The sequence below is a fragment of the Enterobacter sp. R4-368 genome (assembly GCF_000410515.1).
Taxonomy (GTDB): Bacteria; Pseudomonadota; Gammaproteobacteria; order Enterobacterales; family Enterobacteriaceae; genus Kosakonia.
On record NC_021500.1, the window covers coordinates 2719431 to 2734813 of the forward strand.

Annotated in this window: 10 protein-coding genes; 3 read left to right on the forward strand and 7 right to left on the reverse strand. The window is 52.7% G+C overall.

The features are described 5' to 3' along the window. Window positions 1–7: 7 nt before the first annotated feature. The 5 genes from H650_RS12860 to H650_RS12880 all read right to left on the reverse strand — a co-directional run bounded on the left by H650_RS12860 (window position 8) and on the right by H650_RS12880 (window position 8013). On the reverse strand, window positions 8–457 hold the full coding sequence (locus H650_RS12860) for a hypothetical protein (protein WP_189660064.1): 450 nt from the start codon (window positions 455–457) through the stop codon (window positions 8–10). Window positions 458–740: 283 nt separating this feature from the next. Beyond that, window positions 741–1160 carry a hypothetical protein gene (locus H650_RS12865; RefSeq protein ID WP_020455629.1) on the reverse strand — a complete coding sequence of 140 codons (420 nt, stop codon included), beginning with the start codon at window positions 1158–1160 and terminating at the stop codon, window positions 741–743. Between the two features lie 21 nt (window positions 1161–1181). Beyond that, the gene (locus H650_RS12870) at window positions 1182–5666 is read right to left on the reverse strand and encodes an RHS repeat-associated core domain-containing protein (protein WP_020455630.1); all 4485 of its coding nucleotides are present in this window, start codon (window positions 5664–5666) and stop codon (window positions 1182–1184) included. 2 nt (window positions 5667–5668) lie between these two features. After that, window positions 5669–6088: a DcrB-related protein gene (locus H650_RS12875; protein WP_017458296.1), complete on the reverse strand. Its 420-nt coding sequence runs from the start codon at window positions 6086–6088 to the stop codon at window positions 5669–5671. Then, the gene (locus tag H650_RS12880; protein ID WP_020455631.1) at window positions 6088–8013 is read right to left on the reverse strand and encodes a type VI secretion system Vgr family protein; all 1926 of its coding nucleotides are present in this window, start codon (window positions 8011–8013) and stop codon (window positions 6088–6090) included. The genes H650_RS12875 and H650_RS12880 overlap by 1 nt, the downstream gene beginning before the upstream one ends. 532 nt (window positions 8014–8545) lie before the next feature. Between H650_RS12880 and H650_RS12885 the strand changes: the two genes are divergently transcribed. Further along, window positions 8546–9250, forward strand: a complete 705-nt coding sequence (locus H650_RS12885) for a GNAT family N-acetyltransferase (protein ID WP_020455632.1) — start codon at window positions 8546–8548, stop codon at window positions 9248–9250. 150 nt (window positions 9251–9400) lie between these two features. Here the strand turns inward: H650_RS12885 and H650_RS12890 are convergent, their stop codons facing one another. Further along, window positions 9401–10822, reverse strand: a complete 1422-nt coding sequence (locus H650_RS12890; RefSeq protein ID WP_020455633.1) for a hypothetical protein — start codon at window positions 10820–10822, stop codon at window positions 9401–9403. A 673-nt stretch (window positions 10823–11495) separates the two neighbouring features. Between H650_RS12890 and H650_RS12895 the strand changes: the two genes are divergently transcribed. Next, window positions 11496–12332: a DUF1796 family putative cysteine peptidase gene (locus H650_RS12895; RefSeq protein WP_020455634.1), complete on the forward strand. Its 837-nt coding sequence runs from the start codon at window positions 11496–11498 to the stop codon at window positions 12330–12332. A gap of 73 nt (window positions 12333–12405) precedes the next feature. On the opposite strand, the gene H650_RS12900 is transcribed toward H650_RS12895, so the two are convergent. Further along, complete coding sequence (locus tag H650_RS12900) at window positions 12406–13608, reverse strand: BaiN/RdsA family NAD(P)/FAD-dependent oxidoreductase (RefSeq protein WP_020455635.1); 1203 nt, start codon at window positions 13606–13608, stop codon at window positions 12406–12408. 229 nt (window positions 13609–13837) lie between these two features. On the opposite strand from H650_RS12900, the gene pitA reads away from it, so the two are divergent. After that, window positions 13838–15334 (forward strand): inorganic phosphate transporter PitA, encoded by a 1497-nt coding sequence (gene pitA / locus H650_RS12905; RefSeq protein WP_020455636.1) that lies wholly within the window; start codon window positions 13838–13840, stop codon window positions 15332–15334. Window positions 15335–15383: the final 49 nt, after the last annotated feature.

Sequence of the window (15383 nt, forward strand, 5' to 3'; positions counted from 1 at the left end):
GAAGGATTTAATTAATTAAATCCTTTAATAGTTTTATTTCATAATCATAGTTATTTTTATCAACACCTTTTAAATTAGATAGCCTCTCGAAGAATGTTAGAGCATATTTAGACATATCATTAACAAACGTATTTTTCTCCACAATAACTTTTGTGTTAGTATGACAATTAACGCTTAATAACAGTTCTTGCCTGATGGGTTTGAATTTCATTTTAATTGGTTGATCAGGAAAGTTACTTTCGAAGTCTTTATTTTCTGCGGCAAGCTTGAGCCCTGCTGAAATATACGCCCATAACTGATCGATATAATCCCACATTTCAAGATTGATAAGCTCAACCCCGTTAACATTTAATATCAGCCCACCCTCAATATAATTTAGATCGTCCATAACGCCATCGAAATCAAAAATGTTGATAAATTTCTTTTTATGTTTAATGTAGCTTGCAACTTCAATCATTTGAAAACTCCTGGTTAGGATAAAACTGACCAATTCGGCCCGGGTGAACTCCGCGTCGCCCTCAATTATCACCTGGCTGATGCGGTATACATCGTCATGGTTGATGTAATATCTGTACGATTTTAATAAGTTTTTGTCTTTTATTACTGGCACTAACAAAAAGCACAAACTGCGGGAATAATGTTCCCAAGCAACGCTGAACGCTGATGGGATCATAGATACCAGGTGAGATACTTATTAGTATAACCGCCGGAAAGATATAATTATCTCTCCGGCTTAACAACTAGCTATTTCTGGATTTAAAAAACTCCCAGTACTCATTATCCTCTTCTTTAAAAGCACGATACTTCCCTTTTTCATACGCCTTTAAGAAACAACTATATGCTTCATCAAGCTCGCCTAGTTTGAAATGAACAGCTCCGAGGTTAATTAATTCCGAGGTTGCTTTTTCAGGAATCTCGAATTTGAACACTTCTTCAGCCCATATTTTCGCTTGTTTAAAATCTTTTCTGACAAAAAAGATTTTATATAAACTCATGACAATTAATCGTGCCTCAGTACTTTGATATCGCCCCTCAGGCGACTCGTCTAATTCATTTAAAATAGTAGTTAATTTTTTTACAGCCCCGTCAATATCACCATCTTTATAAGCATTATTTGCATCATTAATCTTAGCAATGATCAAGGGATTCAGCCCAGGCATAAATGTCACTCCTTAAGTTTACTATGGCGATATGATCGGAGGTAGGTACACTTGTCCAAGCATAGCACCTTGCGATCGGTTTATAGAATAATGATCTAAATAGTAGTTGTTCGAATCTAACATCCATGATCGAACCGGTTTAGATTTTGGTCCTAAGTATCTTCCCGTCTCATTCCACCACGTCACAGCGTCAACTGTATGGGACATATCCGCTTCACGTAGTGGATACCAATTGGAATCCGAGGCCTGGAAATAAGTTTCCCCAGCAACATCCTGGATTTTTCCTTCATTGCGCATACGTTCTATAACTTCGCGGCCTGTTCGACTTTTCTTACCAGGAGTACGCCCCAAGTAATTATTACGACAAGAAAGCCCCAGCGGATCCACCCACCCCAGCGGATCCACCACATACGTATACGTATTCAGCCCACCCAGTAGCCCTATCGGGTCCATCTGGGTGTAGCGTCCGCCGCAGGGGTCGTAGTAGCGGAAGGTGTTGTAGTGCAATCCAGTTTCGCGGTCGAGGTACTGGCCCTGGAAGCGCAGGTTCTGCGGCACATCCCAGTCCGCGTTGCTGCTTTCCCTCTCGCTGCGTCCCCAGGTGGTGGAAACGCCCTGCCAGACAACGTCGCCGCTGCTGTCGGTCACTTTTTCCGGCAGACCGTTCAGCTCCGTGTGATACCAGTAAACCTCCGCGTGCCCGCCACGGCTGTCGACGCGGGCCAGCGGTTCGTAGCTGTTTTCCGTGTAGATATACTGCACGGCCGCGTCCGGATAGCTGTCGCTGCACTCGCCGACCATCTGCAGTCCCGACCACACGTACTGCGTGCGTTCCGCGTTGCGGGTGTGGCGTCGCCACACCTGTTTTTCCGTGCGGCGCCCAAGCGCGTCATAGCGGTATTCGGCCCGGGTGAACTCTGCGTCGCCCTCAATTATCACCTGGCTGATGCGATGTTCATCGTCATAACTGAAGCGCTGCACCGTGCCGCGATGGCTGTCGTGGCGTTCAGTCATGCGCCCGAAACCGTCATATTCCCAGCGCACGCCCTCCAGCCGTTTCAGCAGGTTGTCCCATACCGGCGGTAAATCCGGCGTGGTGCGGTTGTCCGCCGCGTCATACCAGAAACGCTCCTCGCCGGTTGGCTGAATACTCTGCGTCATGCGACCAGCCGCGTCGTAGCCCCACAGCGACTGACGGTATTTCTCCGCAGGGGTTGGCGGCGCGCCGTCGGTATACATCTGGCGGATAATCTGGTCGGCGCGATCCCACTGGTAGCGGCGTTCGAAGACCAGCCGGTCGCGCACATTGTCCATGCAGCGGCGCTGCGTAATGCGCCCGGCGATATCGTACTGCGTCTCCAGCTCCAGCGCGCCCAGCGTGCGATGGGTTTCGCGGTGCAGTTTGTCGCGCTGGTAGCCGGTGATGGGCAGCGTTTTGCCGCCAAAGACGAGCTGCATCTCCAGCAGATGCCCGGTGCCATAGCGCAGGTACTGCATCTGCCGCCCGTCCGGGAACGTGGTGGCGCTGAGGTTACTTAATGCGTCGTACTGGTGTTCGAATTTGCCAGCGTGGTTCTCCTCGCTCATCAGGTCGCCAAGTTTATTGCGCCGGAAAACAATCACTTCTGCGTTTTCCGGTTCGCGCATATCAATCGCCGCCTGACGCCACTCGCTGTAGACATAGCGGCGCACTTCCGTTGCCAGTTCGCTATAGCGGTACTCGGTGCGGTGCTGCTCGGTTTCCCGCGCGATCATGCGCCCAAGCGCGTCATATTCGTAGTTCATCACCTGCGGCGGCAGGTTGCTGCCGCTAACCGGGTGGCGCACCAGCGTGGCCACTTGTTGCAGAGCGTTGTACTGATACTCGGTTTGCCGACCGGCATAATCATACTGGCGCGTCAGCAAGCCGGTGGCGGTGTAATCAAAGCGCCATTGCTGGTTGTTGGCGTTGGTTAGCATCACCAGGCGACCCGCGCGGTTAAAGCGGAAACGGGTAACATGCCCGGCGGGATCGACAGCTTCTGTCACTTGCCCGCGCGCGTTAAGCGTCACTTTCCGCTCGCTGACGCCATCTACGCTCTGGCCGCATAACAGACCGGCTTTGTTGTACCTGAACAGGGTTTCGCGGCCATCGGCGCGGATGAACGTTTTGAGGCGGCCTGCCGGGCTCCAGATATAGCGTTCGGTGTTGCCCATCGGATCGGTGGTCAGCACAAGCCGACCGGCATCGTCATACTGGCGGCGGCTCAGGTTGCCGGAGCAATCCTCTTCGCGGATCAACTGCCCCAGCGCATCCCACCAGAAGCGGTGGCTGTTTTCCAGCGCATCGATACGGCGGAGCAAATCGCCCTGGTCGTTCCACTCAAAGCGGGTCACGCCGCCTTCCGGGTCGGTCAACGACACCACATCGCCCGCCAGGTTGTACTCATAGCGCCAGCTTGCGCCGTCCGGTAACACCTCGGTCAGCGGGAAGTCGTACAGCGGGTGCCAGGTTTTCAGCGTCGCGCGATCGAGCGGATCGCGCTCCAGCGTCATGTTGCCGCGATCGTCCCACGCATATTCCCAGCGACCGCCGTCCGGCTGAATTACCGCAAGCGGCTGCTCGGATTTCCCCGACCAGCTAAATTGCCAGTTGCCGCCGTGCACATCGGTGTAGTCCGTGATGCGGTACAGTGCATCCCAGTGGTGCTCACTCACCACGCCTTCATCGTTGCTGACGCGGGCATAGCGTTTGGTTTCATCGGCGTCGATACGCCAGTTTTCCAGCACCGCGCCTTGCTCGTCATGCACCTGATAGGCGCTCACGCGCCAGTGGCTGGAATCGGCTGCGGGTCGCCACTGGTAATGGACGGTTAAGCCGGTCGAAAAGCCGTGCCAGGCCAGCATATCGCTGGCGCGATCCCAGCCAAACTGGCGGGTAACGATATCATCAGCGTCGGTAACGGCAATCAGTTGTCCTTGTTCGTTATAGCGATAGGACACCAGCAGATGGCGCGCGCCGCCATAAACCTGGTAAACCGCACGCAGTCGTCCGAACGTTGCTTCGTACTCCAGCTCCACGTCCAGCGCTTCGTTATCGCTGGAGATACGCACCAGTTGGCCTTGTTCGTTCCAGCTAAAATAGTGGGCGTTTTCGTGGCGGTCATACAGACGGTGCATACGCCACTCGCCGGGCCGTGTTGGATCCGGCTCATAAATCTGCTGCTCGCCGTCGCCGGTTTGAATAACCATTGCGCCGTTCGGGCTGCAAAACAGCTTCAGGCCGTCTTCCGGGTAGGAGATCATATCGCCGCTGAGCACTTCGCCCAGCCCCAGCTCGCGCCCGCTCATATCGCGGAAGATCAACTGGTTATCGGCCAGGCGCAGCAATCGTGTTTCAAACGGCAGCATCCAGCCGATGCCGAGCATGCCGGTGGCGCGGTTGCGGCTGTGATAGATACGCTGCCAGTAAAGCGGCATACGGTCTGGCAGCACAAAATCGAGATCCTCTTCTTTGGCGAGGACTTTTGCGCCGGTAGGAATGTTCACCGGGAAGGCGGTATTCACCGCGCTGATGGCTGCGGCGGTAAGAACCTGTGAAATGGCCATTCCGCCGAGCGGGCAGATGATCTCTTTGAGCAGGCCGCGAATAAGCTGGCGCTCACAGGCCATTTTGATCAGGCGCGACAGCGCGCCAATACCCAGGCTCCCCAGCAGGTTACCAATCAGGTAAGCCAGCTGGTTTTTGCCGCTGCGGATATCGCGCACGGTAATGGTTTCACCGCCGATGCGCACGCGCGGATCTTCTTTGACTTTGATTTCGGCTTCGCAGGTACTTTTCTCACCGTTGCGCGCGGCAGGCTGGTTGTTGATTAAAACAGTTCTGGAGCCCTGGGCGACAAAGTTACTGCTGGTAACCATGTGCCCTTTTTTGCAGTCGACATTATCTTTCGGCATCGGGATGGCATGCGGATCGGCGCTCTCCACCATCGGCTGCGTCAAATCTTCCCAGAGGTTGGAGCCCCACTTTTTCATGTCGTCGAGCGTAAGGTGGCTGGCGCGTTCGGCAACCGCCAGCAGCGCCGCACTGGGGTTCAGGGCGGTTTTCATCACCGCCGCGGCGCCAGCAAGGGCTAACATGCCGATGGCTGCCCAGTCGATGCTCTCATCGGCAGGCGCGGCGGCAAGGTTTTGTAAATAGTCCCTGTCTACCGTCGCGGCGGCGCGCGCGGCATTTTTCTTCATGATAAAGACATCGTCCGAGCCGGATACGATATGCGCATCCGGCGGTCCGGGGTCGATGAGCGCATCCACCATTTTCCCGGCCGCATCGCCAATTTTGCCCAGCGTGCCGCTGACCATCAGTGCGCCAATCGCCACCGCGCCCACCACGGCGCCAATGCCCGTTCCGGCGACGAACATGATCCCCAGGACAATCGCCCCTTCTACCAGCCCACTGACCATATCCGCCAGCGCAGAGCTATGAACCAGCGGATCTTCAATGCGGGCCGCGATGTAATCCGTCATCCTTACGCCCTCAGCTGTAAACCTGTACGGATTGATGTCCAGAACGCATCTGCGTCCGTATCAAAGGGCATGGTACGGCTGAGCGTCAGCACCAGCAGGTGATCGTCAATGCGGGTCACGGCGAGTTTTTCATATATCACCGCCCCCTGGTTTTCGAAACGCAGCGACACTTCGCGGGCCGGCTGCCCGGCAACCGTGCTGTCCTGCGTTTCACCCGTCACCACTTTGCGCATGCTGCGTTTCACTTTCGCCAGTTGCTGGTTCAGGAAACTCTCTTCGTCGCCGGGTTTGATATCCCAGGCGCGGGTGATCACCAGCGTGGCATTATTTTCTTTAAACTTCAGCACGTTAATGCTGCGATCCTGGTAAGCATCCGGCAGCGTGAGTTCGCCTTCGGAAAGTACAAATTGCGCCGTCGCCATTATTTATCTGTCCCTTGATTAAATGCCGCTTTTACCGCCGCCTGGATCTGCGCAATGGTGGGCTGCGCATCTTCACCTTTTGTCGGTTTTGTCAGGTTTAAATCCAGCAGGCCTGCGGTGTTGATAGCCCCCGAACCGATAGCATCGATCTGAAAATCCACGCATTTCAGCGTGACGGTGCCGTTCGCGCCCAGTGTTAGCACCGATTGACCCGCCACCAGTTGAATGCTGTTGTCAGAAGCCTGCACCAGCGGCCCTTGCACCATCTGTGTAAAGCCGCCGCCAACCAGTTGCTCGTGCGAAAGCTGCGTTGCCTGGGTGTGTTTGCCCGCTACTGAACCGGTGTAATCCCGCGTGACGCTCACGCTTTGTGAACCGCCGACGGTATGCGTCTCGTCGTTTTTGACGTGCGTATCCATGTTACGTTCGGCCTGGATCCACACCTGTTCTTCGCCTGCTTTATCTTCAAAGCGCAGGGCGTTGGCGTTGTCTACCGAACCGTCTTTTGAGCGGCTAAGGAAGCCCATTTGCGTGGCGGCAGCGGGCAGCGCCCACGGCGGCATACTCGCTTCGTTATAGACACGTCCGGTGATAATTGGCCGGTCCGGGTCGCCGTTGATAAAGTCGATCACCACTTCGTCGCCCACGCGCGGGATCTGTACGCCGCCGAAGCCCTGTCCGGCCCATGCGCTGGAGACACGCACCCAGCAGGAGCTGGTGTCATCGCCTTTCGCCAGCCGGTCCCAGTGGAATTTCACCTTCACGCGGCCATATTTATCCGTCCAGATGCTTTCACCCTGCGGGCCAACAACACGCGCAGTTTGCGGGCCGTACGTGCGCGGCCACGCGGTTTGCTGCGCCGGGCGGAACACCACCGATGAGGGGATAACGCTGAAATCAATGCGGTGAATGGTTTCGCTGTCAGCGCCGCTGGCGTAGCGGTTCTCTTCAAAAAAGTAGTTTGCCGCCGTCACCAGATACTCGCCGTTATCGTTAAAGAACGCCGCATTGGTCAACTGGAACGTACTGCCCGGCACAATACCAATCGCTGTCGCCGTGCCTTCAATTTGCTGATGCTCCACCTGCCAGCGTTCCTGGCGGATGCGGGCATAAAACTCGCCGTGACCGTGTTCGACAAAGCGCCCTGGCCAGTCATAAACATCGATGGTGCCCGGCGTGGGTGAACTCGGGTTTTGCCGCGCCTGAAACAGCCACGCGTTGGGTTTGCGGAAATCGTAGTCATCAAGGCTGTAAAGCCCCGGCGTTACGCTATCTTCCAGCGCCCACTGGCTGATGCCTTCTTCATCGGTGCTGCCACCGGAAGGAGTCTGGTGATAAGGGATGGTTTCGTAACCACTGAAGGGATCATGCTGAGTCGCCGCATCCGTCAGCACCAGCGTGTGTTTGTCCGCTTCGTGGCGGAAGTGGTAAGCAATGCCTTCCAGCTCCATCAGGCGGCTGATGAAATCAAAGCTGCTCTCCTGGTACTGCACGCAGTAGTCCCAGGTGCGATAGCTGCCGGTCAGTTTGTCTTCAATGTTGACCTGGTATTCGCCGAGCAGGGTTTTGACGATTTGCGGTACTGTCTGGCCCTGGAAGATACGCAGGTTGCGGTCGCGTTTCATCGGCCAGAGATCCGGCTCGACGGTGAGTTGATACACCGCATAACGGGTGCCGGAAAGCTCAACGGCGCTCACCGCCACGCGGGTGATTTTGCCGTTAAGGTAGCGCGGCGCGCCGGTCAGCGTTTGTGTTGGTATTGCGACAGTCACCGATTTACCCAGCAGCGTGCTGCGGTCCATTCGCGCGTCGGTGCCCAGCAACTGCAGGTTAAAGGTGAAGGCTTCGGACAGCGCTTCCCGTCCGGAGATTTTCCAGAAAAGCAGTCCATCGACGGGTAACTGAACAGTAATTCGATTGCTCATAAATCGGATCCTGACATAGGGACATGCACGATTCCGGGTGCTGTCCAGAAGTTTAACGTTACGGGTTTGAGAAAAAGCTACCGCACGATTGCTGTAAACAAAAAGATCAATATTGTCTGGTTTTTCGCGGCAAGAAATGCCAGGAATTATCCTAATCCGCGATTAACCTACTAAAAAAAAGAGTCATTTTTTTACAAGCAGGCGCTGAATAATCGCTAAAAAATGACGCTTAGGCCAAATCTCATGCCGCTAAATTGCTATTGCGCTGTTGCAGCCGTGTTATTCAAAAATGCTAAGTTAAATTATGCAATACCTGTTTCGCGATTATTATCCCACTTTCACGCGAAAGCGCAGACACGCCAGATGAAAAGCAGTATAAGTTTTTAAAACACCCGCCGTTATATTATTTCCGTGATTATATAAAGTCTCATAATTATATGCCGATAAAATATAGCTCTATACATCATTACCATTTAACACCCATTAAATAAAAGTTAAGCAGGATTAAATTCGTAATAATCAGGAGGGGATAATGGAATTTTTTAATCAGTATGGACAGCGCATTGGTCAGGAAATCCAGGACTGGACAAAACGCCCGCTGCCAGAAAAAATTTCGCTTAAAGGCCGTTACTGCGACGTTGTACCGCTTGTCGTGGATCACGCGGAAGATCTCTTCCCGGAATGGCAAAGCATTGATGATGACCGGGACTGGACTTATCTTGAAGATCCCCGGCCGAAAGATATGACCGCATGTTATGCCTATCTCAGAAATCTCGCGTCACGTCCTGACAGAATCTATTTCGCGGTACAAGATAAAGCCGATAAGCAAATAAAAGGCATTTTCTATACCGGGAAATTCGATCAGGAAAATGGTTCTTTCGATATTGGCGACGTTAACTGGACGCCGTTAATGAAAAGAACCCGTATGAGTACTGAAAGTCTTTATCTTGTTTTGTCTTACTTTTTCGATCAATTGAAGTATCGCAGATGTGAATGGCGCACCGGCAGTTATAACGCGGATGCGATTCATTCGGCGGAACGCATTGGTTTTGTGAAAGAAGGGATTTTGCGCGAAAAGAAAATCCGTAAAGGACGGCTGAGCGATATTACGGTGTTTTCAATTACCGTGCGCGAATGGTCGGGTCTCTCCTCAATGATGAATGGCTGGCTGAACGAGGATAACTTTGACGGTCGTGGTCGCCAGTTGCATAAACTCTCTTCATTCCGCCGCTACTGATAGCGCCATGCGTTGATTCATACCTCAACGCATGGCACTTGCGAATAACGCGTTTACACGCTCTGCATTGCCTGCACCGGCAGGTGAAACCTGCCCTGGTGGCCTGGTTAACGGTGGAACCTGAGCCGGTCGGCTCAGGTCTACGTTTAACTAGCGTGTTACCTCAACATCGGTCACTTTCACCGGTGTCTCTTTGCCTTTTTCCCACTGGGTTAACGGCATAAAGACATTCAAATCAGACAGCCAGGCCAGCGTCTCTTTATGCGTTTCGCCATCGCTTTCAATCTCGCAGACCACTTTCCAGTAACGCCCGCTGAACGCACTGTTGATCTGACGCGCATCATCACTGCCGTTCACTTCGCACCGGCGATTAATCACCGTGTTCTTCTCACCTTTACCCGTTTTCGGTGCAACCGTATCAAAGGTAAATTTCTGCCCCTGGTACAGCGGAAAACGCAGATTGGTGTGAAGTTCACTGGTTACCGTTGGTGAATAACTCAGACTGATGGCGCCTTTTAACTGTCCAAGGTTGCCCATCGTCAGGCGCTGCGCCTTGAACATTTTGTAGTTTTCCAGCAGCAGCATGAGCCCGTTGGGTTGCACATCGAGTTGCATCGGTACGACATCGTTATCGCTCCACTGCATGTTCCATGTCAGCTTTTTAAAGCGCGGTGTGGCCCACGGATTAACGATTTGCAGAGCCTGCTTTTCGATATCTGCGCGCAGCGGGAACTGGGTCATCCATTGCGGTGAATTGTTGGTGAAGTCTGGCAGACTTGGGCCAAGGAGGGTGGAGACGCTTTTTTTCTTCGTTGACGGAACATACACCCCTTCCCCTTTAAACGCAGCAGGCGTGCTCATGGCGCAAAGCTGTTTGAACGCAGCGGTGGTGGCCGGTGTGTTGACAAACGTGTCCGCGCGACGCTGTGCCGCTTTACCGGTCAGGCTGTCCGAGACATAACCTTCGGGCGTGATATCCAGCCCGGCAATCACATTGTCATGCTGGGTTTCACAGTTATAGCCATGGATTTCAAGTTTCAAATCGTAGGGCGCGTCATACGGCGGATCGAAAGTGATCTCGCTGTATTCAAAGCCAATTTTAGCGATCACCAACTCATTAACCCGCACCACTGAAGCCGTATCCAGCAGAATTGGCGTCTCATATTTCGACATTTTCTCGATATAAACCCAGCTTGGGTTTTTCAGCCGGGAAGCCTGGCAAAGATTTTTAGCAATATCATCCAGCGCGCTCTGGGGTTTTGGTTCCGCGTAACGCTCGTAGCTGTCGCCGTAGAAGCGGCGAATCACCGCCTCTTGATCGTCAAGCATTTCCCAGTACAGCTTCACCGCTTTGTTGGTGGTGCAATCAAAACCATCCCAGCGGTTAATGTGCTGCCCGTCGCTGAAAACCAGCTGGTTCAGGGCGGAAATGCGGTCATTCACGCGCATCATCAGTAAGGGGTTTACGGTGTTGCTGACGATTTTTTTGCCCTGGATTTCAGGGTAATCAGTGGCTTGTGCGCTAATAGCGACAGCCAGCAGTGCAGGCAGGAGTAACGTGCCGGTTTTCATTCTCATTCCTTGTCAGAGGTATTTTCACTAATTGCGCAACGGAGGGCGTACTGACGTTATCGGCAGATGGCGGCAAACATTAAAGGCGTAAAAACAATCGGCTCCACAAAAAATTGACGCGGCTTTATTTTCATTCCGCGACCTGCATCAAGCCCGGCGGACTATTTTGAGATTTTCCTGATGAGGGGTAAAGACAAGACAAAGTGTAAAATATGTAACGGCGTGTGAGTCTTTATATCAAATTTATCTCCTGTTCATGGTGCTAATGAAACGTGCCGTGAGGAATTTCTTAATGAAGCGCATTACTCAGGATATATCATGTATATGACCTAACTTTATTATTATGGCTGGCATAATTTATTTCTTCTGCCAAAGAAATAATCACCACCAGGCCATCAACAAAAATTTCCTATTTTAAAATCCGCAAAGAGAAGTAATAGCGGATGTCATGCATTCGCCCGCTATTTACTGACCACGGTCAGTAAAGCGAATTTCTTTATTTCACAACGCCTACGCAGAATAGCAACCCTGCGTCAGACAAAAATAAATATAACAATAACTTACCTTAACGCTGCACAAACATTCAGAGGCAGCGGAATAGATAAAATCAGCAGCGATAAGGTCACTCATCGCTTTATCTGGAATGGTGTAATAACAACATGAGGTGCCCCTGATGAAAGGCGAAGCCATTAAACAACGCGTAAGAGATAACCTCAAATCGCTGAAAAGAACGATGCGTAACCTGCATAAGAAATGGAAATATCGCAATAATTTCACTTCGCAAGTACTTTGGATTTCATTGGGTGAGAATTGTCTTCCCGATGATATTCTTCGCCGACATAACCGAAAATCCTTCAGTTCCGTTTTTTCATCGGGGCGCTCAAATATTGAATATATTCTGCAAATGGAAAAAGACGACTATCGCCATTTGCTGGAAAAAGAGCATTTACAACATTTCCCGGATGGCGAGCATGCCGTTGTGCGTTCAACGTTTTACGAAAAATGTACAGGGCAATACAGCGAAAGGCATATGCTGGGTTTTGAATTCACCCATCATGACCCGCTAAGAATTAAAGAAGACAGCCGCGCCTTTCAACGCCGTATTTCCCGCCAGCTACAATACCGGGGCAAAAAAGATTTTGTGTTTCTTTATCATCACCGTATCACCGAGCATTCCGATCTCTGCCTTTTACGGGAACATCTCAATGAATTCCTGTCGTTGTATAACGCGCAAGGTTGCGACTGTAAGATCGTGCTTTTCTATCAACACATTATTGCGGCAAATAGCGCCAAACGTATCGACTTCACGCCGCATGAAAGCGGTTTGCTTGAATTTGTATGCCATACCCATGAGATATGGGGCGGGGATGATTTAGACACATTCTGGGCGAAAAAAGACGATGCGCTTTTCGCCGAAATGTTCGGGATAGTGGACCAATACAATCTCAGTCAGCGCCACACGCTCCCCGACAGCGCACTTGTCTCCACCGGCTCAGGCGCGCCGCTGTAACAAAAGAAACGTTAGCGATTCACCGGCGATAAAAAAGCCCGGGCTGGGCTTTTTTCTTCTGCGTTACGCGGGCTCAGGCCGAGGGTTCTGCCGCTAACGCTTGTGCGCAGGCCCAGGCGCTCGACCACGCCCACTGGAAGTTGTATCCGCCAAGCCAGCCGGTGACATCCATCACTTCACCAATGAAATACAGGCCCGGCACATTGCGGGCTTCCATGGTGCGCGACGACAATTCATGGGTATCGACGCCGCCGAGCGTCACTTCTGCGGTGCGATACCCTTCGGTGCCATTCGGCTGCACACGCCAGTTCGTCAGCAGCGCAACCAGATTCTCCTGCTCGCGGCTATTGAGCTGCTTCAATGTGACATCCGGGATCTGCTCAAGCTGTTGCAGACACTCCACCAGCCGTTTTGGCAACTGCATCGCCAGCGTATTTTTCAGGCTCTGATTCGGGTGCGCATCGCGCTGCTGAGTGAGGAAGCCGTCCAGATCGACATCGGGCAGCAAGTTGATGCTGACAAATTCACCCGGCTGCCAGTAGCTGGAAATTTGCAAAATGGCCGGGCCGGATAATCCCCGATGGGTAAACAGCAAGTTTTCGCGAAAAACCGTGCCATCCTCGGCGGTAACTACCGATGGCACCGAGACGCCGGAAAGCGTCTGCATCTGCTCCAGTAGCGGTTTATGCAGGGTAAACGGCACTAATCCGGCACGCGTTGGCAGCACCTTTAAACCGAACTGCTCGGCGATTTTATAACCAAACGGCGAAGCGCCCAGCCCCGGCATCGACAAACCGCCGGACGCAATGACCAGATTTTTCGCCTGCACGCTTTCGCCATTGAGTTGCAAGGTGTAGTCATCGTCGTTGCGCTCAACGCTCAGCACTTCCGTGCGCAGACGCAGGATGACGTTCCCTTTTTCGCACTCGGCCACCAGCAGATCGACAATTTGTTGTGCTGAATCATCGCAAAAAAGCTGCCCCAGCGTCTTTTCATGCCAGGCGATACCGTATTTACCAACCAGATCGATAAAGTCCCACTGGGTGTAGCGCGCCAGCGCAGATTTGCAAAAATGCGGGTTTTGGCTCAAATATGCCGCAGGCTCGACATAAAGGTTAGTAAAGTTGCAGCGTCCGCCGCCGGACATCAAAATTTTGCGGCCGGGTTTTTTGCCATTATCCAGCAATAACACCCGGCGACCCGCCTGCCCGGCCAGCGCCGCGCAGAACATGCCCGCCGCACCGGCGCCGATAATAATGGCATCAAACTTTTCCACAACTTCACCCTCATTGATAAATCGTGGCGGATTGTAAAGAGTTCACGCTGGTCGCACCAGCGTGAATACGCGCGAATGATAACAGGGCATTGAAAAATATAAATTAATTTTAAAATGTCAGTTTAATTTAAGAAATAATGTCAAAAAAAATCCATAATTCACTTTGCCGACGCTGCCAATGTCCCTGATAATGCGCCGCGTTCATGTCCTCAAAATGGCTTAACGACCTATGGTACATTTGTTTGCCGGCCTGGATCTTCATACCGGGCTGTTACTCTTGCTTGCTCTGGTTTTTGTTCTGTTCTATGAAGCCATCAACGGCTTCCATGACACAGCCAACGCCGTAGCAACCGTCATTTATACACGCGCTATGCGTTCTCAGCTGGCGGTCGTGATGGCAGCGGTGTTTAACTTCTTCGGCGTCTTGCTGGGTGGGTTGAGCGTCGCGTATGCGATCGTGCATATGTTGCCCACCGATCTGCTGCTGAATGTCAGCTCTGCGCATGGTCTGGCGATGGTCTTTTCCATGCTGCTGGCCGCTATTATCTGGAACCTTGGCACCTGGTATCTGGGCCTGCCTGCTTCCAGCTCCCACACCCTGATTGGCGCGATTATCGGTATTGGTTTAACCAATGCGTTGATGACCGGCACCTCGGTGGTGGACGCGTTAAACATCCCGAAAGTGCTGAATATCTTCGCTTCGCTGATCGTTTCACCGATCGTGGGCCTGGTCTTCGCTGGCGGTTTGGTGTTTATCCTGCGTCGTTACTGGAGCAACACGAAAAAACGTGCGCGCATCCATATGACTCCCGCTGAACGCGAGAAAATCGACGGCAAGAAAAAGCCGCCGTTCTGGACGCGTATCGCGCTGATCCTCTCCGCGATTGGCGTGAGTTTCTCGCACGGTGCGAACGACGGTCAGAAAGGTATCGGCTTGATTATGCTGGTGCTGATTGGCGTTGCGCCTGCGGGCTTCGTGGTCAATATGAATGCCTCTGGTTACGACATCACCCGTACGCGTGATGCCGTCAACAACGTGGAAACGTACTTCCAGCAACATCCGGCGCTGCTGCAAAAAGTGACCGGTATCGATCCGCTCATCCCAACGCCGGAAGAAGTGGCCACCCAACCGGGTGAGTTCCACTGCCATCCGGGCCGCGCCATTATGGCGCTGGATCGCGCGAAAACGATGCTGACCAATGTTGAAAGCTACGACAAACTGCCGGTGGAACAACGCAGCCAGCTGCGTCGCATTATGCTCTGCCTGTCTGATATCACCGACCAGGTGGCGAAGCAGCCGGAAGTCAGCGCTGACGACCAGCGTCTGCTGAAAAAGCTGAAAGGCGATATGCTGAGCACCATCGAGTACGCGCCAATCTGGATAATCATGGCCGTCGCGCTGGCGTTAGGCCTGGGTACGATGATCGGCTGGCGTCGCGTGGCGACAACCATCGGTGAGAAGATCGGTAAGAAAGGCATGACGTATGCGCAGGGCATGTCCGCGCAGATGACAGCCGCCGTTTCTATCGGTCTGGCGAGTTACACCGGGATGCCGGTTTCCACTACGCACGTGCTGTCGTCTTCCGTTGCCGGGACGATGATCGTTGACGGCGGTGGCCTGCAGCGTAAAACCGTGACCAATATTCTGATGGCGTGGGTCTTCACTCTGCCAGCCTCGATTATTCTGTCCGGCGTACTGTACTGGCTGGCGCTGCATCTGATTTAACGCGCTTCACGCACGATAAAAAACGGGCCCGCTTGCTGGCCCGTTTTTT

Bases quoted from the DNA above. Each gene is read 5' to 3' on its own strand.
- H650_RS12860 (WP_189660064.1), bottom strand. From the start codon at position 457: ATGATTGAAGTTGCAAGCTACATTAAACATAAAAAGAAATTTATCAAC.
- H650_RS12865 (WP_020455629.1), bottom strand. From the start codon at position 1,160: ATGCCTGGGCTGAATCCCTTGATCATTGCTAAGATTAATGATGCAAAT.
- H650_RS12870 (WP_020455630.1), bottom strand. From the start codon at position 5,666: ATGACGGATTACATCGCGGCCCGCATTGAAGATCCGCTGGTTCATAGC.
- H650_RS12875 (WP_017458296.1), bottom strand. From the start codon at position 6,088: ATGGCGACGGCGCAATTTGTACTTTCCGAAGGCGAACTCACGCTGCCG.
- H650_RS12880 (WP_020455631.1), bottom strand. From the start codon at position 8,013: ATGAGCAATCGAATTACTGTTCAGTTACCCGTCGATGGACTGCTTTTC.
- H650_RS12885 (WP_020455632.1), top strand. From the start codon at position 8,546: ATGGAATTTTTTAATCAGTATGGACAGCGCATTGGTCAGGAAATCCAG.
- H650_RS12890 (WP_020455633.1), bottom strand. From the start codon at position 10,822: ATGAAAACCGGCACGTTACTCCTGCCTGCACTGCTGGCTGTCGCTATT.
- H650_RS12895 (WP_020455634.1), top strand. From the start codon at position 11,496: ATGAAAGGCGAAGCCATTAAACAACGCGTAAGAGATAACCTCAAATCG.
- pitA (WP_020455636.1), top strand. From the start codon at position 13,838: ATGGTACATTTGTTTGCCGGCCTGGATCTTCATACCGGGCTGTTACTC.